Annotated in this window: 17 protein-coding genes; 11 read left to right on the top strand and 6 right to left on the bottom strand. The window is 56.0% G+C overall.

Annotation, left to right across the window (positions count from 1 at the left end; genetic code table 11):
• The first annotated feature begins 85 nt into the window (after positions 1 to 85).
• Positions 86 to 616 (top strand): hypothetical protein, encoded by a 531-nt coding sequence (locus tag CT676_RS44345; protein WP_167768180.1) that lies wholly within the window; start codon positions 86 to 88, stop codon positions 614 to 616.
• A 119-nt stretch (positions 617 to 735) separates the two neighbouring features.
• On the top strand, positions 736 to 981 hold the full coding sequence (locus tag CT676_RS27595) for a hypothetical protein (RefSeq protein ID WP_135215773.1): 246 nt from the start codon (positions 736 to 738) through the stop codon (positions 979 to 981).
• A gap of 164 nt (positions 982 to 1,145) precedes the next feature.
• On the opposite strand, the gene CT676_RS27590 is transcribed toward CT676_RS27595, so the two are convergent.
• The 3 genes from CT676_RS27590 to CT676_RS27580 are packed head-to-tail and all read right to left on the bottom strand — an operon-like array spanning position 1,146 to position 8,915.
• Entirely contained in the window at positions 1,146 to 3,863 is a 2,718-nt protein-coding gene (locus tag CT676_RS27590; protein WP_135215772.1) for a DEAD/DEAH box helicase family protein, read from the bottom strand.
• Entirely contained in the window at positions 3,860 to 5,653 is a 1,794-nt protein-coding gene (locus tag CT676_RS27585; protein ID WP_135215771.1) for a site-specific DNA-methyltransferase, read from the bottom strand. The genes CT676_RS27590 and CT676_RS27585 overlap by 4 nt, the downstream gene beginning before the upstream one ends.
• 46 nt (positions 5,654 to 5,699) lie before the next feature.
• Positions 5,700 to 8,915, bottom strand: a complete 3,216-nt coding sequence (locus CT676_RS27580; RefSeq protein ID WP_135215770.1) for an SNF2-related protein — start codon at positions 8,913 to 8,915, stop codon at positions 5,700 to 5,702.
• Positions 8,916 to 8,947: 32 nt separating this feature from the next.
• Between CT676_RS27580 and CT676_RS27575 the strand changes: the two genes are divergently transcribed.
• From CT676_RS27575 to CT676_RS27555, 5 genes are all read left to right on the top strand, one after another.
• A complete protein-coding gene (locus CT676_RS27575; RefSeq protein ID WP_135215769.1) occupies positions 8,948 to 10,300 on the top strand; it encodes a hypothetical protein in 1,353 nt (450 codons plus the stop codon).
• Between the two features lie 17 nt (positions 10,301 to 10,317).
• Positions 10,318 to 13,428 (top strand): hypothetical protein, encoded by a 3,111-nt coding sequence (locus CT676_RS27570; protein WP_135215768.1) that lies wholly within the window; start codon positions 10,318 to 10,320, stop codon positions 13,426 to 13,428.
• A gap of 31 nt (positions 13,429 to 13,459) precedes the next feature.
• Complete coding sequence (locus tag CT676_RS27565; RefSeq protein WP_205124612.1) at positions 13,460 to 13,993, top strand: hypothetical protein; 534 nt, start codon at positions 13,460 to 13,462, stop codon at positions 13,991 to 13,993.
• Positions 13,994 to 14,202: 209 nt separating this feature from the next.
• Positions 14,203 to 14,652 (top strand): hypothetical protein, encoded by a 450-nt coding sequence (locus CT676_RS27560; RefSeq protein ID WP_135215766.1) that lies wholly within the window; start codon positions 14,203 to 14,205, stop codon positions 14,650 to 14,652.
• A gap of 138 nt (positions 14,653 to 14,790) precedes the next feature.
• Positions 14,791 to 15,621: a three-Cys-motif partner protein TcmP gene (locus CT676_RS27555; protein ID WP_244623286.1), complete on the top strand. Its 831-nt coding sequence runs from the start codon at positions 14,791 to 14,793 to the stop codon at positions 15,619 to 15,621.
• 2 nt (positions 15,622 to 15,623) lie between these two features.
• On the opposite strand, the gene CT676_RS27550 is transcribed toward CT676_RS27555, so the two are convergent.
• A complete protein-coding gene (locus tag CT676_RS27550; RefSeq protein WP_135215764.1) occupies positions 15,624 to 16,376 on the bottom strand; it encodes a DUF5131 family protein in 753 nt (250 codons plus the stop codon).
• A 420-nt stretch (positions 16,377 to 16,796) separates the two neighbouring features.
• Positions 16,797 to 17,531 carry a hypothetical protein gene (locus CT676_RS27545; RefSeq protein ID WP_135215763.1) on the bottom strand — a complete coding sequence of 245 codons (735 nt, stop codon included), beginning with the start codon at positions 17,529 to 17,531 and terminating at the stop codon, positions 16,797 to 16,799.
• Positions 17,532 to 17,782: 251 nt separating this feature from the next.
• Here CT676_RS27545 and CT676_RS27540 point away from each other — a divergent pair, with 251 nt between their 5' ends.
• The 4 genes from CT676_RS27540 to CT676_RS27525 all read left to right on the top strand — a co-directional run bounded on the left by CT676_RS27540 (position 17,783) and on the right by CT676_RS27525 (position 20,687).
• Positions 17,783 to 18,358 carry a site-specific integrase gene (locus CT676_RS27540; protein ID WP_135215762.1) on the top strand — a complete coding sequence of 192 codons (576 nt, stop codon included), beginning with the start codon at positions 17,783 to 17,785 and terminating at the stop codon, positions 18,356 to 18,358.
• Between the two features lie 137 nt (positions 18,359 to 18,495).
• Positions 18,496 to 19,419, top strand: a complete 924-nt coding sequence (locus CT676_RS44775; RefSeq protein ID WP_244623284.1) for a hypothetical protein — start codon at positions 18,496 to 18,498, stop codon at positions 19,417 to 19,419.
• 216 nt (positions 19,420 to 19,635) lie between these two features.
• The gene (locus CT676_RS27530) at positions 19,636 to 20,256 is read left to right on the top strand and encodes a hypothetical protein (protein WP_135215760.1); all 621 of its coding nucleotides are present in this window, start codon (positions 19,636 to 19,638) and stop codon (positions 20,254 to 20,256) included.
• Between the two features lie 107 nt (positions 20,257 to 20,363).
• Positions 20,364 to 20,687: a DUF3768 domain-containing protein gene (locus tag CT676_RS27525; RefSeq protein WP_135215759.1), complete on the top strand. Its 324-nt coding sequence runs from the start codon at positions 20,364 to 20,366 to the stop codon at positions 20,685 to 20,687.
• Positions 20,688 to 20,717: 30 nt separating this feature from the next.
• Here CT676_RS27525 and CT676_RS27520 read toward each other — a convergent pair whose 3' ends face one another.
• Positions 20,718 to 20,945 carry a helix-turn-helix domain-containing protein gene (locus CT676_RS27520; RefSeq protein WP_193560912.1) on the bottom strand — a complete coding sequence of 76 codons (228 nt, stop codon included), beginning with the start codon at positions 20,943 to 20,945 and terminating at the stop codon, positions 20,718 to 20,720.
• Positions 20,946 to 20,963 lie beyond the last annotated feature (18 nt).

Genomic DNA, 20,963 nt, shown 5'->3' with positions numbered 1-20,963 from the left:
TGTGAATAATCTCTTAGGCCAAGGCGGCCGACATGCCCCAGCTAAACACTGGCCAGGAGCCGTTGGCTCCGTCCTCGACCGTGAAATGAAGATCCTTCAGGCGCTTCGCCTCGAACATCCTAAGCATGTCCGAAAACTGCCCGCGCGTAACCTGAAGCGAGAGGTGGAGAGAAGGAAAGTGCTCGGCCTTGAACAGGTGGCCTGCGTCCGGGAATTCCGTTTTCATGGGAGTCGGCGTCATGATTATTATGATGCCGGGCCAGGTGAAGCGCGCTTCAAGCATCGTGAAGGCCGCGGGCATTATGACGTAACTGAACTCGACGGACTGCCTCGGTGGGCCGGGCTGAACGACCTGTCCAAAGTTAACGGTGCAGCCTCCAAGGATTTCACCGCGCCAATTCCCCGGCTTTACATCGGGCAGCTTGAACGAGGGCTTTTGCTTCGCGTCGCGGGACACTGTGCATCATCTCCAGTCAAGGTCTTCCTAGGGCGGACGCAGAACGTCTATTCGCTTGCCTACGGTCCGGCTTTCAAAATGCCAGGACAGCCCAGAGAGAGCGTGCTGCGCGGCGGCTCGATCAGCAGTTTGACTAAACACCGCTGTAATGCACGCTGAGGGTTACGACTCGCGGGCCTCTGCTCGGCTGGATGAAACCGGGGGCTTAGCGAAAGGTCGATATCATTGAACTGCCCAAGCAGACCTGCTTCTCTCTCGAATCTGCAAAAGAATCGATCTTGACCGAATGGCGAGCCAGGCAACCTATTCCAAGAAAGGGAACGCATAACGTGCATCCACCGAAGAGGCTGACCAAGCAAGAGGCACGCGAAGCCCTGCCCGAAGAATTACGCCAAACATTCGATAAGTTGTGCGAGGAAACACTCTATTGGTCGCAATACTACTACGGCACGAATTTTATTTCATATTCCATCCTCAAGGAATTGGTTGAGGACGGCTGGGTCAAACGTCCTTCTGAAAAGTGACGTTTTAGGATGAACAGGCTAGGTGTCCTCTCCTCCGAGCTGGTGGTCCTGAGGTACCTAGCTTGCTTCTTCCGATGCCGAGCGCCTGGGATGCTCCCCCGAAGCGGGAGTCTTGATCGCACAGATCATGGCCGTTAAAATCGAATGCGTAGGTACCCATGCGTCTATGACGTAGAAAACTTCGCAGCCAAACCGTCAAGCGTGGCGCTGCCCGTGATCTGGTCATCGGGAATGAGAAGATAAGTCCATGGCTTGGCACCGCCAGCATATTGCGTTGCGGTCTTGCACCACTTCGTCGCTGCTGCCGCCTTAGCCTTCACGGTGGGGTCTTCCAGCTCGTTTTTGGCTTTGACTTCGCAGATTAGCATCCTGGTTTTGGTTTCGACCACGAAGTCTGGCCAGTAGCCTTCGCCGGAGCGATAGTCGATGCGAAACTGGTTGGGACCCGGTTTCAACCACTTTTCAACGCTGACATCGCCCTCGATGGTGACGGCGAGCCGCCGTTCGGGGTCCGTATCGAATTTCTGAAGCGGATAGCAACACTTCTTGAACCCACCAAAGACGTGCTTGCGCGTGTCCGAAAGAGGCGCAACAGCTTGTCTGAAGTCGCGCACGCGCTGGCCCTGGGGGACGTTCATCGGCTGCGCTTGGAGCAACGTGAATCCGCGCGTGACGGTGACTTCGTAGTCGTCCTCGCCGAGCGGTGTCTCCCTGTAATAATTCATCATCTGAGCGAAGATGAGATCGGCAAGCTGACGCCCGTGACGCAGAAGGACGTTCTCAACTTCGGCTGCGTCGGCCAGATAGGATCGAATGCGCGCGACCATCTGCCCCGCCAACTTGTAGAGCAGGGGGGCATGGGCATCGTAGTCGATCTCGTTGCGCTCGATCAGGTAGCGGACGAGATAGTCCTCGGGCCGTGCCTCGCGTGGGTCGTCGATGGCTCGCGCCAGATAGACACGCGCTTGCGTGCGCAAATCCTCGACAATGAGGCCGTCCTCAATCGGCCTCATATTGACCGATTCAAGGTTCGCGAGGTCGAAGTCCTCGAAGGTGAACGTCACCTGCTTTTTGGGCAGGACGACGATCTGCGGGATGGAAATCGTGCGGTCGGCAACCGTAACAGCCACGGTCTGTACTATCTGGTCGATGCGCGGCTCCCGCACTACGCCCTCAAGCGTTCCCTGAATGGGACGCACAAGATCGCGCACCTCGTCGGCGATCTGCTGCTGAATGGCCGTGTCACGAAGCGCCTCAGCGCTGCCGAGCTTGCGCTCATACCGCTTGATGACTTCCAGCGTAACTTCGGCGGCCCTGCCTTCCTCGGGCGAGTTGAAGACGAAAGCCGGGCGCGGCTGCTCGGTGAAACCGGAAATCTCCGGCTGCGCGCCGGTTACAATCATTTCGGCAATAGACGGGGTGTTGACCAGCGTGGCCCCGGTCGCGGAAATGTCGCAGCCTTCGCCGATTTCGAGCGCCTTCATGACGATGGATCCCGGCTCGCGAGCCTTGGCGATAATGTCGTCGAAGCGCTCGTGCGCAATGACGGTGAGGCGATCAAGGGCGGCAAACTCCTCATTGCCGCCTTTGGATACGCGCTTGCCGAAGGGCAGCCGCAAGCCACGTCCAAGGGTTTGTTCGGTAAGGATTTCGGAAGCCGAAGCCCGCAACGGCACAATGGTGTAAAGATTTGTTACGTCCCAGCCCTCCTTGAGCTTGTTGACGTGGATGACGATCTCGGTGCGACCATCCGTTTCCAGCGCCACAAGACGCTGCATGGCCTCTTCGCTTTCTTCACCACGCAGGTTGGAATGAACTTCGGCGACCTTGCCCTTGAAGCGCCCTTTGAAGAACTTCTCGGACTCGACAAATTCCCGCAGCCGCTTGGCCTCGGTCGTGTCCGCCGCCACGATGAGGATAAATGGCGTGACCTTTGGCGCGCCGGTCGTGCGGTGATAGCGATCTAGCTCGACGGCCACATGGTCGTGATGGTGCACGGCATCTTCGAGCTTAATCTGTTCAAGCTCTTGTTCTCCAACGGAGCGGGAGTCGAAGTCTTTGCGCGTGGCAACGGCAGGCTCCTTGACGAAGCCGTCCGCCATGGCCAAGCCGAGCGAATAATTGTAGATGACATTGCGAAAGGGAACGGGACGCGCTCCCACGGTTTTCGGCGTTGCAGTCAATTCCAGGCCGAGGATCGGCTTCAAGCCGTCGATGGCGTTCGCACCGGCGCTCGCGCGATAGCGGTGCGACTCGTCCATCAGAAGGACGAGGTCGTCAAGGCGGGAAAGATAGGCGTAATAGCTCTCGCCGATTGTTTCCTGAAGGCGCTTCATGCGCGGCTTGCCGCGCGGGCTTTCCTCCTTGTTGATTTTATCGACGTTGAAGATGTTGATGTGAACGTCGGAGCCGAACAGGTCGGACGAACGGCCACCCTCGAACCGGACGCCGACGCCGCTTTCGTAGTTGTCGCCGGTGACGATCAGCGGCGGGTTGGCCGCGAATTCGGCGATGCCCTTGAACACGTATTTCAGGCTTTCCTGCGAGAAGTCGGAAATAAGCTTCTCATAGATCGTCTTGTTCGGTGCGAGCACAAAGAAATGACGGCTCTTGCCGGTCAGATAGAGATAGGAAATGAACGCGCCCATCAGGCGTGTCTTGCCCACTCCCGTCGCCAGCGCAAAGCACAGCGACGGGAAGTCATGCTCGAATGCTTCGACGCTTGGAAAGGCGTCGCGGATTGCAGCGAGGGTGGCGTCGAGATCGGAATCCTTGGAGAGGTTGATCCTGCCTAATACGTCGGCGAGGATTTCCAACGAATCGGATTGCGGCTTGCGAAGCGAAAGACGATGACTGATGGTGCGGACGGTACGGTCGTTCACTTGCCGTCCCCCTGACTGAAAAGATCATTCTGCGAAGCGGCCCTGCCGTTGCCGCGCTTCTTGCCCTCCTTGAGAGTCGGTTCGGGGTCGCCGGGTTCGTCAGGCCCGGGCGGCGAGGCTTCAGGGAGGCTGGCGATGTTGAGACTGTAATCGTCCTTACCCCATTCGCACTTACGCAGCACGGCCTGCGGAATCTTCCTGATCGTGAGGTTGGAGAATGCGTCCGGGTTGGCACGAAACGCCTTGCAGCAGACAAGTAAGGTACGCTCGTCCCCGACCTCCTCGGAAATCGCCGTAAGCTGCTCGTAAGTCAGGCTTTGCGTGGTAACATAGATAAAGTCAGTTTCGGACGAACGGCCCTGCATCCAGTAATTGGTTTCATCCGGCTGATAGACGAATCCCATCAACTTGCACACAGCCTGGGCGACCTTAGCCGGATCGTAGCCTTTGGAAATGACCCAGTTGCCCCACGCATCCTTCTCAAGCAGTGAGGATGCTAGGCGGTAGTATCGGAACCCTCCGCCGCCCGTCCACTTCGCGGCTTTGGTCACGCCACTGGCATCGGTGCCGTCCACAACGGCCCTTAGGCGCGGAACAATGTGCGTGGTGGCATGCTCTCCAAGCTCGACCATGATCCAGCGGCGGCCCATCTTGTGCGCGACAGCGCCGGTTGTGCCGGAACCAGCAAAAGAATCGAGAACGAGATCGTCAGAGCTGGTTGTAAGTTCGAGGATGCGCTTAATTAGGGATTCTGGCTTCTTTCCTTTCGGAAATTCAACGCCGCCTTCGTTGTGCAAATTGTTGGACAGGATATCATCCCAAAGAGTTGTCAGTGGTTCGCCAGCAACAAGCTCCCCGTCCACCAATTTAAGTTTGTCAGCGTAAAACAGAATTCGCTCTCCCGCCTTGAAATACATGTCGGAATGGTCTTCCCGCGTCAGCTTAACGACCTTGGAAGGACTGTTCTTAGAGATGTCGATCATCTCACGGGCTGCTTCGCTAACGGATTCGTAGTCGGGTCGTGCAGAACGGATGACGCGTCGGGCGTTCTGCAAGACGAACTCGTCAAGTTTCTCGGGATTGTCCTTCACAAGCTTTCGCGCATCTTTTTCTGGTAAATCATGTGCCGCTGAGAACGCCTTCATCAACGTAACGAAGCGCCATCGCTCAAAATGCTCATCAATATTCGCAATAAACTGACCGTAGCGGGAGTCGCGCTCGCGCCCAGTGAAAACGCGATTTGGCCGCCATGCGCTCTTATCTTTCGCGTAGAGCAGGATGAAGTTGGTGGTGCTGACGCATCCCGGATTGATCGACTTATGGCCGGTAGCGGAACCCTGTTTGAAGGTGACTACGTACAGGCGATTTGCACGCCCAAAGATAGAGTCCAAAAGAGCAATAAGGTATCCTAGCTCATTGTCGTCAATATGAACGAACAAAGTCCCGTCTGTAGCCAAGAGGCGATGCAGAATTTCGAGACGATCACGCATGAGCGTAAGCCACAGCGAGTGCTCGATACCGTCGTCATAGTTCGGCATGGCCTGTTGCGTGTTAAACGGCGGATCTATGTAGATGCACTTCACGCGACTGGAGAAATCCAGTTCTAGCGCTTTCAACGCGAGCAAGTTATCGCCGTGGATTAGGATATTGTCGAAGAGATCGTGGTCGGTTACACGAGCCTTGGCATGGTAGGACTTTTCCTCATCCTCCAATAAAATGCGCGGCTCAACGCGCGGGCGTTCATCCTTGCCGATCCACGTCAATTCCAGACGCTGTCTGCGGTTGCTCATAGTGCGCCCCCCTGACGCTTGTGGCTTTGTGTCGTTATATCGGCCATTACGCGACCTCCCATCGAATCGTGAACAGATCGGTCATGGTCGGTTCGAGTTTCAGGCTCTCCTGAATCTTATCGAGCATAGCGTCGACCTCGGCGCGGATTTTCTCGCGACGGTCGAAGAACTCGCGCTTGAGTTTGTCCCGCTTGGCCTCAAGACTGCCGATACGGCGCTTTTCGGCGACTTTCTCGGCCATGGGCAGATTGGAACCACGAAGAGCTTTCTTCGATTCCTTGATCTCCGCTTCCGCGGACTTGATTTCAGCCTCGAAGGAACGTTCCAGGTCTTCGGCGTAATTGTCGAGATTTTCGCTTTCGACATCCAGCCATTCGGCGTTCTGCTTTTCGGCCTCGTCCAGTAGGTTTTTCTTCCGCTCAACCTCGCGGCGTTGCAGGTCCGCTGCGGGCGCGTCTACCGTCACCGGCTCATTCTGCGCCGGGACGCGGAACAGGCGCTCGACGGTTTCGGGATGGACGGTGCTGCCGTCGTCGGTGACAACGGCAACGACAAGCTGTTCGCGCGTGACCGCAGGCGTCCTGATGTTGAGTTTGGCAACGCGCGCCCATCCGGTCTTGCCGCGCAAATCCTCTACGTCCGCCAACCTTCCGCCCGAATAGGCGGCCAGGTCAAAGCGTAGGCATGAGGGCGCATCGAAACGGCGTTCTTTTGCCCTGCCGACGACATCTGTCGCCAGCGTGCCTTCTTGAAGGCGGAAGAATTTCCATCCTTTTTCGTCGGCGAGCGGCCATTCTGTCGTGTAGGTTTCGCCGCGATAGTCGAAGCGACGTTCATCGTCGATATGGAAGCGGGCGTCTGGAATCTCAGCCCGCGCGACGTAGAGAAGCTGCTTATCGAAATCGGAAAGGCGGCGGTCGATAGCGTCCTTGCGTACTTTCAGGCGGTCGATGACCTGTTCGTCCACCTTTTCGAGAAGCCGTTCGCGGGCATCAAGGATTTGCTCGTTGATCTGGGCTTGAAGCTCCTCTTGCAGCTTATCGAAAGCGGCGTCGATCTCAGTTTCGCTGCGGGAATTTTGGACGATTTGAAAGATGCGGCGCTCGATGTCCACGCCGCGCTCGATCACGCCCAACACTTCGTCGCTTGCGCCGAAGACGCCCTTGAACAGGTTGAACTTGAGGTCCAGAAGCTGGTGGATGCGCTGCTCGGCGTGATTCTTGAGATTCAGGAAATTGACGACGGTCACGTCGATCTTCTGGCCGTAGCGGTGGCAGCGTCCGATGCGCTGCTCTACACGCTGCGGGTTCCACGGCAAATCGAAATTAACGACCAGCGAGCAGAATTGAAGATTGATGCCTTCCGCACCGGATTCGGTGGCAATCAGGATACTCTTGCTATCGCGGAACGCCTCTACGATGGCAGCTTTCATATCCGCCGTCTTCGATCCCGATACAGCGTCCGTACCTTTGTGCCGTGTCAGCCAGTCCTGATAGATGGCTTTGCTCTGCGCATCGCTGTTCGACCCGTTGAGAAGAACGATGTCATCCCTGTAGCCGCTGGCGGCGAGCAATTCCGCCAAGTAGTACTGCGTGCGCACGGACTCGGTGAAGATCACGGCCTTGCGCTGTCCGCCCTTGGCGACGATGGCGTCGAACACGCTCGGCAGCGCCTTGATAAGCTCCGCGCCCTTCCGGTTGTCGCCAATGGAAAGTGCCAGCTTACGGTATTCCTCAAGTTCGGCGAGTTCGGCTTTGAGCTTTTCCAGGTCAATCGGCGGTTCGTTCTGAGCGTCGTCGTTCTCGGTATCCTCAAGTTCTTCCGCTTCTTCGTCCGCAACGTCGTAGTCGGCGACCGTTTCGATGATCGGCGGCTGCATCAGCTTGAGGCGTTCGATGATCTTGGCCAGTGTATCGGCGATGGCGAACGTCGAAGATCCCAAAATCTTGCGCACCACCATCGTGACAAGCTGGTTCGGCTTGTTGCCGAAGGCGAAGGAGTCCTTGCTTTGCAGATAGGCGGATACGTCGTTGTAGAGCCTGTGCTCGGCTTCCGACGGTTCGTATTCCATCGTGAGCGGGCTGCGCTCGGTGTAGCGGATAAGACCAGCCTGCTGCACCTGACGGCGCAAGGTGCGTTTGCAGATAGGTTCTAACCGCTTGCGCAGGAAGACAAGGCCGTTCTTTGAACCCGAACCGCTGACGAATTGGCCGCGGAAGGAGTCCTCGTCGCCGAAGTGATGCTCGTCGAGCACAGAAACAAGGCCGTAGAGTTCCATGAGGGAGTTTTGCAGCGGTGTGGCCGTGAGCAAAATTTTGAAAAAGGGGCGCGTCGCGTCGCGCAGCGCCTTGGCCCGAGTAGCGCCGTCTTTCTTGTAGACGTTGCGAAGGCGGTGGGCCTCGTCGAAAACGACAAGGCTCCAGCCGCCGTGCCTGACATCGTGGGCCTTTAGCGCCGCGAACTCATAGGACGTGATGATGATGTTCTCGCCCTGCTCGAAAGGCTTGGCGATGCCCTTCTTACGCGCGTCGGCGTAGCTCTTGCGCTCAACGATGACTGAAGGGAGCGAGAATTTGTCGTAAAGCTCCTGGCTCCATTGCTTTCGCAGCGAAGCCGGGACAATCAACAAGATGCGGCGGCGACGCTCTGCCCACTTCTGTGCGATGACAAGGCTCGCCTCGATGGTCTTGCCGAGGCCGACTTCATCGGCGAGCAACACACCCTTTGACAAGGGCGACGCCAGCGCGAACAGGGCAGCGTCCACCTGATGCGGGTTCATGTCCACGCGGGCGGTGGAAAGCGATTGCGCGAGGGCATCCTCGCCGGTGCCTTCTAGCGTGATTCGGTGCGCAAAAAACGTGGCTTGCTGTGGGGAATAACAAGCCGAGGCGAGCGTCGCCCGTACCGGTGTTTCCGCTTTCGGCTTGGCGGTTGGCTGCGCCTCGTTAGGCGTGGGCGCGGCGCTCACGACCGACCCCTCCTCGATCCACTTGGCTATGGTCGCGCGATCAAAGCGCCAGGACCCTCCGATTTTGAAGCCAGGAATCTTGGCGTCGGCGGCCAGCCTGTAGACCGTCTTTTCGTTGATCTTCAGCAGGTCCGCGACTTCGCGGATGGTGAGAATACTTTCCGGCATGAGCCTCAAATACCTACCTTCCCTCTGAGAATAAAGGAAAATTGAGGAAATATCCACCACCAATTGACGAAACGGGAAAATTATGGAAAATTGAGGAAATTGGCTTAAGGTATCAGAGGCGGCCATTGGAGCGCCGCCCTGGCTTTCAGGAGGACCGCATGGATACACAGCGCGCTATTCCGAGCTTCTCTCCCCCTCATCTTCATCTCGCCGGTCTGCAGTGCCCGGTCTGCGACCAGCCGATTTCAAATGACAAAGCCGATCAGGTTCGAGAACGCATGGATGCGCGAGAACGCGCGGCTTCAGAGGCGGTGAGCTTAAGGTTGCGGGAGCAATTCGCGAATGAGCGGGCTCAATTTGAAGCGAACGCGCAGGGCGACCTTGAAAAGGTAAGGCGCGAGAGTGCAGGTGCGCTCGACGCTTTGAGGGCACAGGCGACCGCTCGCGAGCAGGCCGCTCGTGAGGATGCCGCAAGAATGGCACGCCAAGCCGCACAGCAGCAGATCGATTTGCTGACGGCTGCCAACGCCGAACTTCGATCCACCACCGATCAAAGGATTGATGAGCTGACACAGGCTCACACCCGCGCAATATCGGCTGCGCAGGAACGCATTGCGCTCGTCGAACAGACTAAGTTGGAGATCGAAGCTGTTGCTCAAGATCGAATTGCGGTCGCCGAAACCGCCAGACTTTCAGCCGAGCATGAGGCGAAAGCGGCAAGGGAGAGTCACGAAACCGTTTTGAACGAGCGCTTGCAAGAACAGCGCGAAGCTTATGAGAAGGACAAGGAGACCGCGGTTCGTGCCGAGCAAACAAAGACTTTCGACGAGCGGCAAAAGCTGCAAACAACCGTTCAGGCTCTTCAGCGCCAACTTGAGAAGGAGCGAGCTGACGTAGTTGGGGAAGGTGGTGAGCTGGAACTGTTTGAAATTCTGAAGAGCGCGTTCGAGGGGGATCGGATTCGCCGCGTTCCAAAGGGAACACCGGGCGCGGATATCATCCATGAGGTGATCGAAAACGGAAAAGTCTGCGGCAAGATTGTCTACGATTCAAAGAAACGCGCGGCCTGGAAGGCGGAGTACGCGACCAAGCTTTGCCAAGACAAGATCGCCGAGGGAGCACAACATGCAATTTTGTCGCTGTTAAAGTTTCCATCCGATTCTAAGCAACTCGACGTTAGAGAAGGGGTCATTCTGGCAAATCCTGCCCGGGTGACGGCTGTCGCAGAGATCCTGCGTGAGCACGTCGTGCAAACCCACACCTTGGGGCTGAGCAACATGGAGCGCGATAAAAAGCAGGGCGAGCTATATTCTTACATTCTCTCCGGTCGCTTTGCGCAGCATTTGGATGCAATCGATACGAACACTCAAAAGCTGTTTGATTTAGATGTTGCTGAGGAAAGGGCGCATCGTAAGGTGTGGGAAAACCGCGGTGCCCTGCTGAAGACCTTACAAAGAGCAGAGGGCAGCCTGCGAACCGATGTGGGTCGAATTATTGGTCAGGTCGATTAGGACGAAGGGGAATTCCTATGCGTTTCATTGACGGTCTGATCGAGAGACGCCGCAAGTTTATCGAAGGCATGGATGCTAACAAGGATGAAATCAATCTCGATATCTTCGAGGATTTCTACCCGGATCGCGCTCATTTCGTTTACGAACTTCTTCAGAACGCGGAGGATGCTGGGGCGACGGCAGTTACGTTCACGCTTATGACGGATTGCCTCGTCTGCGAGCACGACGGGAGCCGCACTTTCACCGAAGATGACGTATCGGCGATCACGGGCATAAATAACAGCAAAAAGAAAACAGCTCAGGACCGGATCGGAAAGTTCGGCGTCGGCTTCAAATCCGTGTTTGTCTATACGCAGTCACCGACCGTCCGCTCCGGTGAATTTTCTTTTCGAATCGTTAAGCTGATCCTTCCCGAGCCGATTGCACCCGATCCTTCTATTGGGAGCCTGACCCGCTTCCACTTCCCCTTCGACAACCCGAGCAAGCCGCCGAAAGAGGCGTACGCTGAGATTGCGGCGGGTCTCAATGACCTGGACGAGACCACGCTCTTGTTCCTGACCAACCTTCAAGCGATCAAATGGCGGGTCGGCAATGGCGAATCTGGCGAAGTGCTGCGGCACATGCATACGGAATCGCACTTCGAGATAATAAAGCAAGGCGGAGGCCGGACTACTTCGAGTTCTCACTTTCTGAAGTTCGACCAAGCCGTTCCCGACCTTGGCACGCAATGTGTTGCGGTCGCCTTCCCGCTGGACTTTCTGGCAGGCGTCCGCCAGTTCGAGCCAAGCCAACCATTGGCGGCGCAACTGAAAATCGTCCCCGCGACGCAGGGCCGCGTCGCAGTCTTCTTTACCGCTGCCAAGGAAACCTCCGGCCTGCTGTTCCATCTTCATGGCCCGTTTGTTCCGGAATTGAGCCGCGCGAGCATCAAGGAGACGGCAGCGAACGAGCCGCTGTTCCAGCAGCTCGCCGGGCTTTGCGCGCAATCGCTCTCCAAGATCAGAGACCTCGGCCTCTTAACGCCTGAATTCTTGGCGGTCCTGCCAAATCCGCAGGACCAGATTCCTCCTCGCTATCAGCTAATCCGCAGCGCGATCATTGAGGAGATGAAATCTCGCCCCTTGACGCCCACTCACGAGCGCGATCATGCGGCAGCCAATCGCCTGGTTCAAGCGAAGGCGTCTCTCAAAAGCCTTCTGTCGAAGGAGGACATTGAATTTCTCGTCGAGTACGAAGACGACCCACCGCTGTGGGCTGTCGGAGTGACGCAGAAGAACAGCCGCATCGACAACTTCCTCGACGGTCTGGAGATAGAAGAATATGGCCTTGACGAGTTTGTCGAGACCTTGGGAAAGAGAGCGAATACCGGCTGGGGTTACTTTGCGCAGCAGCCTGATGATGAGTTCATGCGGTGGCTGGGCCAGAGGAAGGCCGAGTGGCTGCAACAATTCTATGCGCTGTTGCATGACGAGACGCTTGAGTCTGGTATACACAGGCTCAAGAATATGAAGATCGTGCGCTTGCACGACGGCACTTTCAGTGTTCCCGCGAACTGTTTCTTTGCAAACGATCACACAGGCGACGACATCTCCACAGTGGACTCGCGGGTCTATGCGTCCGGCAGATCGAAATCCCAGCAAGAGAAGGCGAGAAAATTTCTTTCCGACCTCGGCGTGCGCGAATTGGGCGAGGCCGAGGAAGTCGAACTCATCTTGAAAGACCGCTACACGAAAGAAGCGATAATTCCGAATGACAAGACATATCTACGGGATTTGAAGCGCTTTGTTGCCCTCACGGAGAAGCAGCCAGAAACGGCAAAGCTGTTCGCACCTTACTTCATCTTTCAAGGCGAGGACGACGATTGGCATACGCCAAATGGCGTCTATCTCGATGAGCCCTATAAACAAACCGATCTCTCCGCCTATTACACCAGTATCGGAGAAGACGCCGACTGCGTTGCGCTTCACGCACGCTATAAGGACTGTGCAATCTCGATAAAGCGGATCGCAGCATTTGCTGAAGCCGTAGGCGCTACGGTGCAACTGAAAATTGAGCAGGGATATTGCCGACAAAATCCAGAGTGGGCGCATCTGAGTTCGGTCGGCGGTGACAGACACACGTCGCCGATTGATCGGGACTATTACATTCCGCACATCCAGAAACTCTTGAAGACGCCATCCCTTGAGCTTTCGCGTTTAATCTGGCGAACGATCACATCGCTTCCTGCCGAGTCCAATTATTGGAAGGCTGCCTATCGTCGTAACTTATCGGGAGGTACGAATACTGCGGCCTCGCGCCTGGTGCATGAGCTTCGGGTTGCCAAATGGGTTCCACAAGGCAATGGCGCGTTTGTTGGTCCGGGAGCGGCATCGCGCGAATTGTTGCCGGAAGGGTTTCCTTTTGACTCGGGCAATAAGGGCATAAGTGCAATCGAATTTGGCTATGACGCATATCACCGAACAGCGGAAGAAGACAGGAAGGACAACCTAGCTAAGAGAGCAGGCTTTGCGGATGCTGCCGAGCTGGAGCGCGCAAAGCGTTTTGCCGCCCTACCCGTGGAAGAGCAAGAACAATTCTTCGCAGAGCGTGATCACGCCGCTAGAGCGGCCATTCCGGATCGAGGCGTCGCTAACCCTCAGGTACGCACGCGCAATGTGATTGAGGAAGCCATGAACGCTCCCGATAAAGAGAGCGAAATCCGCGACCGCTCGGTGTCTGTCGGTAGGGAAGAGGTAAAGGTCGAGGCGGAACAATACCTGCGCCAGCACTATCGCAACCCAGACGGTGAGATGACTTGCCAGGTGTGCAAAGGTCCGCTGCCGTTCAAATTGGACGACGGTACCGAATTCTTTGAGACGGTGGAGTTCTTGCCGGAACTAAGAAAGCGGCACTTCCAGAACTATCTCGCGCTTTGCCCAAATCACTCGGCCATGTACCGGCATGCTAATGGGTCGAAGGCGATTATCTGCGACATGGTGGAGACTCTGACCGGTAATGAGCTTGACGTTGTTCTCGCGCAGAGAGACGTGACGATATATCTGAGCAAAATTCACCTGTTGGACATTAAGGCCGTTCTTGAAGCAGAAGCAACGCTTCCGCCAGACGCTGAGGATGAGAACGCTGCCTGAGGCCCCGTCTAATTAACAGCCAAATGAGAACATGATTGGTGCGGGAATGAACCACCTGGAGCAACTAGTATCGGAATGGCTTCAATATAACGGATATTTTGTTCGTAATTCGGTCCTAGTAGGACGACGACCCAAGGGTGGTTTTGAGGGTGAACTAGACGTGGTCGGAATACACCTGGGACGCGATCACCTGATTCATGTTGAGTGCTCCCTAGATGCTGATTCTAAGGAAAAGCGTGAGCAACGGTTCAGCGACAAATTTGCGCGGGGGCGAAAATTCATTAGTGAGGTCTTCGTCGGGCTAAGCGTTGACGCCGACAAGCTCGATTCTGTCGCGGTTCTTCAATTTCCGAACAAAGACGTATCGCAACTTGGCGGCGGACGCCTGTTGCACACGCGGGACCTCATACATGAGATATTTAGCGGTCTCACCGGCAAGTCTCCCTCAAGTGGCGCGGTCCCGCCGAATCTCCCGTTGCTGCGCACGCTGCAACTCGCCGCCGACGCGCAGACCGTTAGTCCTGGCCCTCATCGCCTCATTGAGCCGACACCTACGGTGAGCTGAGAGTGCAATCGATAGATGACAGCTTTGCACATCGTTCAAGGCGGCATTGAGAACTGCGACAAGAAGCTGCTCGGAGTAATTTGAGAGCGCCCTCCTGTAGTGGTAGGGCCATTCATAGCTCAACAGACTTTATTCGAGTTATTTGACAACAATTGCGGACGCGTCATCGTGGTTGCGAACATGGATTCGCAATCTGGGAGGAGAGCGACGTGAACTATCAAATTGACGCAGGCCATTCCTATCGAAACGAAAATTATCGCGCACGCGAACGCATTCGGGTGAAGAGGCTGTATTCTCGCACAAAGCATGGAACGTTGGGTGGGTTCTCTAGCTCAACCGAACTGGTTGACTGGTGGATTAGGAAGTTTGACGAGCAAGATGGTCGCTGCGCCTACTGCGAGACATCGATTGACCGCATCAATAGGCTAATCAACGCGGATTTGCTCAGAACGAGAAAAGTGAAGCGCAATGGCAAGCGCGGCCCTTGTCTTGAGCTTGAACGTAAAAACCCTAATTTGGACTACTCGCCGGAAAACTGCGCGCTCATTTGTTACTACTGCAACAACGACAAGTCATACGTCTATTCGGAAGCTGAGTATCGACAATTCTTTGCACCTGCACGAGCGCGTCACTTCGAGTATCTTGCTCAAAAGATTTGACACTCTGCGCTCGAATATAGAACTCGGCCGGTTTCCTAGGGCCTCACGCCGTCGCCTTGTCGTGAGGACAGCTTCCGCCCACCCGCAACCTGCGATAGCTTGTGCGCAACGTATCCCTTGCAAGAGGCTTAGGTGACAATGACCGATGCGCCGCCGTTTAAGTTCGACGAGGTAAACATCTGGTCCGAAATTAAACTTGAGATCGTCGAGAAGTATGGCGCTGCCTATACGGGCGTTTTTTCACGCTATCCTCGACTTAAGAAATTCTACGTAGATGCCTTCAGTGGTGCTGGCGCTCACATCTCGAAAAGCAGCGGAAGTCAAATCGACGGCAGCCCCGCTCGCGCCTTAAAGATTGCCCCGCCGTTCGACGGCTTCTATTTCATCGACATGAACGAGAAGAAAACGGCACACTTGAAGGCGCTTTGCGGCGTGCGGGGGGATGTTCATATCGAAACAGGCGACGCATCGTACTATCTCACACAAACGTTGCTCCCAACGATCAAGTACGAAAACTACAATCGTGCTCTTTGCCTGTTCGACCCTTATGGACTGCATCTTGAGTGGCAAGCCATGGAGATGGCGGGCCAGTCGCGCGCAGTCGATATGTTCCTTAATTTTCCTGTGATGGACATGAACAGGAATGCGATTTGGCGCAATCCCGGCACTGTCCCTCAAGACGGCATTGACCGCATGAACCGGTTTTGGGGAGACGGTTCTTGGAGAACTGCCGCTTATGTCGAGCACCCGCAGGGCGACTTCTTCGGCACGCCCATCGTTAAGCAAGGAAACGACGCTATCGTAGCTGCATTTCAGGAGAGACTTCGTAAGGTGGCGGGCTTTCAGTTTGTCCCGGACCCTCTGCCCATGAAGAACAGCATGAACGCCGTCGTCTATTATTTGTTTTTTGCTTCACAGAAGCCCGTGGCCAAAAAGATCATCGACGACATTTTCAAGAAGTATCGGTGAGATCAAGCTATCACGGCGGGCATCTCGTCATAGGTCCGCCCGTTCAACGTGCGCCCGGCGGCCTTCTTGTTCTTTCCGCCCCACTGCTTGAAGAAGAATGCAGTACCGGATCGGCGGCACATCGCCTCGATCTCATCGACCCAAATAGGCTTCATTTCGCGAGCGCGCGGACCACTTTCTCCCCCCACGATAGCCCAGTGAATGCCGGTCAGGTCGCCCGAGGCCACGGACCCGATCAGAGGCTCCAGCGAAACAAACCTAATCACTGTTGGTACCCGACGGATTGCGTCCAACCGATGCAGCACTCGACCATCCTCGATGCTGGTGCCAAGCCAAACGTTGGGCAGAACTTCAAAAGGGGCCGCAGCCAAGACCTCGGCCATTCGCTCAGGGCGCTTTGTGAGTATTTGGTAGGTATGATGCGGCGTTTGCTTCATCACCGACCAGACCTTCGCTATGAAGTCCATCGGCACGTCGTCATGAAAGAGGTCGGACATCGAGTTGACAAAGACTTTTCGTGGCCTTGACCACGAATGCGGGATGTTGAGGGCATTTTCGTCGAGGCGAATCTTGCCCGTCCAAACCGCTCTCTTCCCGCTTTTTCTGGTCAGTCCGCGATATTTCTTGGTGCCCATCGCGTCCAGCCGGGCCGCCATACGCATGGCATAGCAGTTCGTGCAGCCCGCCGTCAGGATAGTGCATCCTGCGACTGGGTTCCAAGTTGCGTCGGTCCACTCGATTGAGGTTTCAGCCATCACAGTCCTCAACGTCATTCCACAACTTCTGTCTCAACGCACTCGTCGAGATCGAGTTTAACTGCCCTTATCGCGTGTTTTTTCTCAAGAAAGCAATAACACGCCGCCACGGTTGAGGGCTAACGCGACGGCACTTTCTCGCAGATTGAACCCGTCGCCCTCTGTCCTATCCTCTGACCATGCTCCTGCCCTGCTTATTTTCACGAGGACGCCGGGTTCTTGGTTCATTCCCGAATAACGCCAGGCGTGCCACTTGTCACTCAATCCAAAGCCGAGGCCGTGGATACGTGATCCGTTCTTGTCTTCAAAGCTTTGGCACGGTGCTCTTGTGGTGCATGGCCATCCTTACCTAAAGAGCGGACGCGTTCGAATGTATCCTCGTTCGTCACCGCTCCATTTAGCAAACTAGCTCCTGTTCAATCACCGTTGCGGTTCTGGGGCGTAAGCAATCTTCTTCAGCGCCTTGTTTGCATCACCGCGACCTTGATAGTTGCCGAGCAACTCGCCCCTGTCGCCAATCTCTTCAATACGATATAGGGTCCAGCGCTTGTCCTTACTCCGTGCGATGCGGAACGCACGGCCATTGCGGCGACAATAGAGCGCTTCGGACCTCTCGATTTGTGTCCACCCACAATCGGCTCCCAAGAGAAACCGCTGTTCCAGCTTGACTCGTTCTTCCTCTCTCCAGCGCCGATAGTTTTGTTCCTGCTCGTACCTAAGCCTCTCTTCCTCGCACTCGATGTACTGCTGCAGCGCTCCAATGATTGCGCGCATCTCGGTACCGTCTTCCTTTTCTGACTGATACAGCGCAACGCAACCGTCCTTAAGTTCGTCCTTGGGATAATTTGTATGTGGCTCTTCCCAAAGAGCACGCAGACGCTGCTCAACATCGGTTTTCGTCAGCGGCGGGCCGGGTAACGTATTCAGAAACGCTTGGAGGTCCTCGACGGGTATCCAGCATGGAGCCGCAGCTTGTGCGACCTCTTCCCGTTGGCTCTCCCACTTCTTCCACACGGAGCTTGCGCCATCCAGCGCTTTCACAATTTCGCGCGAGACCTTGTGAACGCTGTGTGGATCGCGCAGGTGCCTCAGGGTAGGGCTTTTTACGTAATCAAACAGGATAGAGGCGACGGCGTGGTGACGATCAGCATTCATGCGGAGCTCTCGTCATTTTTCATTGCAACAGCGAGGCAGATTGGGCGGCGCGGCGCAGCTAACTCTCGATAGGCTAATTCGATCACTTTTTACCACACTTGATCGAGGGCGCGCTTCTGCCAGCTCAGGCAGATAAGTCGGCCGCAAACGATAAGCTTTTCATAGAAACCTTACCGATAATCGCGTCGCGAAATTTCCGTTGCGCGTTGAAGAAAACATTCTAGAATCAAGAGATATTCATTCTGAGTGACATGGCAGGCAAACAAGCTAAGACGCTTTCGACCGATCATATCGACGATCTCCTCTTTTTCGCCGAGCGCTCTCGCCATCCGCTACGCAACCGCCTGATCGTACTACTCTCGGTAAAGGCTGGTCTTCGCGCGGCAGAAATAGCCAAATTAACTTGGGAAATGGTGCTCGGACCGAGCGGCGAAGTCGGCAGCACCATCGAGCTTCAAGACAAAATCGCAAAGAAAGGCAGCGGGAGGTCGATTCCGCTGCACGCCGACCTACGAGAAGCGCTCGCAGCAGCGCAGCAGCTAGGCGTAAGTCAAGGGCCGGTCATTCGGTCACAGCAAGGTGGGGCAATGACGCCACTTAGCATCGTTGTCTGGTTTCACCGCGCATTCAAAGCGCTCGATTTGAAGGGCTGCTCCTCACATTCGGGTCGCCGAACATTCATCACGCGTGCGGCCCGGCTCGTGCATAAAGCCGGTGGCTCCTTGCGGGATGTTCAGTTGCTTGCAGGGCATCGCTCGATCCAGACGACGCAGGGGTACATCGATGGCGACAGTGACGCCCAGCGGAGGTTGGTATCCCTGATCTAGTGCCCCGCTCGCCTAACCTACAACCGTCCCGGAAGATGGCGGCAAAGCTGACTGCTCCGTGTACCGACCTTCTTGAACCACACAAGCACGCCAACGCTTTGATCCGCGCCGTCTGTACAGTCGCTGGATCGCTATCGTTGCTCGATGAGATCGACGACGAGTTTCGTCACGCGGGCCTGGATCAAGCTGTCGCGTCGGGCAATACGCCGCCGATTTTCGATTGGCTCCTAACGGCGTTCAGCTTTCAGGGTATCTCCGACCAGGTCGCCCGGAGCTACATGGAGAAGCACGGGACCGCGTCCTGGTCCAAAATGGAGGCAAGCCTTCCAAATTCGCCCTCCTGTCCAAAGCTCCAAAACTTCTGGGACTACAGGGGCTGCCGGTACGACAAGGGGAGCTTCACCTGTGCCGAGCCCGATCATATCGATGCCTGTCCAGTACCTCGTCCACACCTCCGGAACGGGCGGCTTAATCAGACCGCCTACAGCCTCTTTCTATTCGTCCGGGACATCGCTGGGGGCGATCTCATCGGCTGGATCGATAGCCAATTGGAAGCCACCACAGGGTTGTCTGACGCCGATCTGGAGGCTGCCAGACAGGAAGCCCTGATCGGCCCGCTCCGAGAGGTTTTCGGTGTGGCCGACAAGGTCCTGACCAATGCGCTGTCCTGGCTGATGATAGGCGCGCGCAACCACAGGCCCGTTTGGTTCGAGACCGGAAAGGCCATGCTGGTCATTGATACGCTGGTCCACAATTTCTTGCACAGGACCGGCATTTCGGAAAAATGCGGTATTCCCCATCGGTACGGCGCAGCCTGCTACGCGGAAGGCGGCTGTGCCGAAATCATCCGACGTGCCGCGGAGCGGATTGATGCTCGCTCCTTTAATCCGAGCTTTCCAGAGTTTTTCCCGCGTTTTGTCCAGCACGCCATCTGGCGATATTGCGCCGCGGACGGTCTCGACCTGTGCAACGGCAACCGAATTGACGACCGCGAGGCGTGCCAAATCAGCTACTGCTACCTGTTTCGAATCTGCGGTCGAAAATCGCTAAAATCGATGTAATTTCATATATTTACTGTATTTGCAGGTGCTTGTTCTCGACCATTTATTAGCGTATACTGTGCAAGCAAGGTCGATTCACGACTTAGCTGATTTTAGACTTGGAGATACTTCCGGGATTACCTGAATTACCCTGAGCACTTCTTGGACTAAAATCACCATTCAATCGCAGATTGAGGGAGCCTGTCGGCTCCCTTCTGCATTTCTGGGAGCTAGTAGATGGGCAAGAAAACTGGGAAGGCCGCACCGGCAAAGGTTGATCAGGTCTACGTCCTAGGACTCGACGCCAATGGCAAGCCGCGCGGCGCTCGGTTCGCCGAGCTAAAGGACAGCATCGTATCGGCGGCCATGGACATGAATTGCCGGGTACTGATCGACCAACCGGAAGCAGTGTCAGCATTGGGCATGAAGCTGCCGGTGGGACGAGTCTATGGCGGCGGCAAGGTCGTCAAGCTGTTCGTCCCGAACATCAGGCGTGAACTCTACGACAAGATACTGGAAGCGGCCGGACCGCTTCCAGACGGAGAGCCTGCTGCTGAAAAACACAATGCTCCAGGGCAGGCGTCCGACAACGCTCAGACAAACGGGAAAACGGAAGCCGCGACCGGCGAGGTAAGATGTATCTCGCCGGTAACGTCCGGCTTACCGCGCAGTTGGGAGGAAATAGCCGTCGGCCACATGGTTCTGGCCCATGAGTCGCCCGATGATGGCTGGTGGGAAGCGGTAGTTATAGCGAGGGACGCAGAAATTCTGACCTTGCGCTATCGCGACGCACCCAAGCTGCCGAAGTTCATCAGGCACATCAACACGGTCGCGTTGGTCAACCCCGGCCTCGCCTGATTCTACCCGCCCTCGATCCCAAATTGGCTCGGACTGCGGCCCGGGCCCCCCTACCCACGAGCCGGACAGATTCCGGCATTCCCCCAACATCACCGGAGAAAGCAACCATGTCGGTTGAACGGATTCGTGCGCTCAATGATCAGCTTCGAACCACTCTCACGGGCGGCAAGGCGTTCATGACGCCTGGCATTGCCGCCCTCGGACCAGAGGCCGTTCAGCGTCTCGTGACGGCTATAGGGACGTTTGACGACTTCTGTATAGCTAACGATCCGCACGGCGAGCATGATTTCGGCATGTTCGAATTTGAGGACTCGTCCATTATCTTCAAGATCGAGTATTTCGATGCGAATTTCGAGTTCGGTTCACCCGACCCAGCCGATCCCACCGTCACCCAGCGAGTGATCACGCTCATGCTGGCGGAAGAATATTAGGCGACTGCTGGGCGGACCAACGCACCACCGCTAGTCAGAAAGAAGTTTCGACAAAGGTACGGAAAGCGCCTCAGCGATACGGGCCATGACCAACAGGCTGGGGTTGCGTTTGCCTCGCTCGATCCCGCCCATATAGGTCAAGTCGATCTCGGCTTCGAAGGCCAACTTCTCCTGTGTCATCCGTCGTTGCTGACGGATCCTCCGAACATTACTCCCCAACACCGCGCGCCAGTCCTGCATTGCAGGATCGAGCACCATCGGGCATATAGTCTCTAG

It is taken from the genome of Bradyrhizobium sp. MOS001 (assembly GCF_004634465.1).
Taxonomy (GTDB): domain Bacteria; phylum Pseudomonadota; class Alphaproteobacteria; order Rhizobiales; family Xanthobacteraceae; genus Bradyrhizobium; species Bradyrhizobium barranii.
Note: the sequence above shows the minus strand (reverse complement) of the source record. Positions and strands in the feature narration are given on the sequence as shown.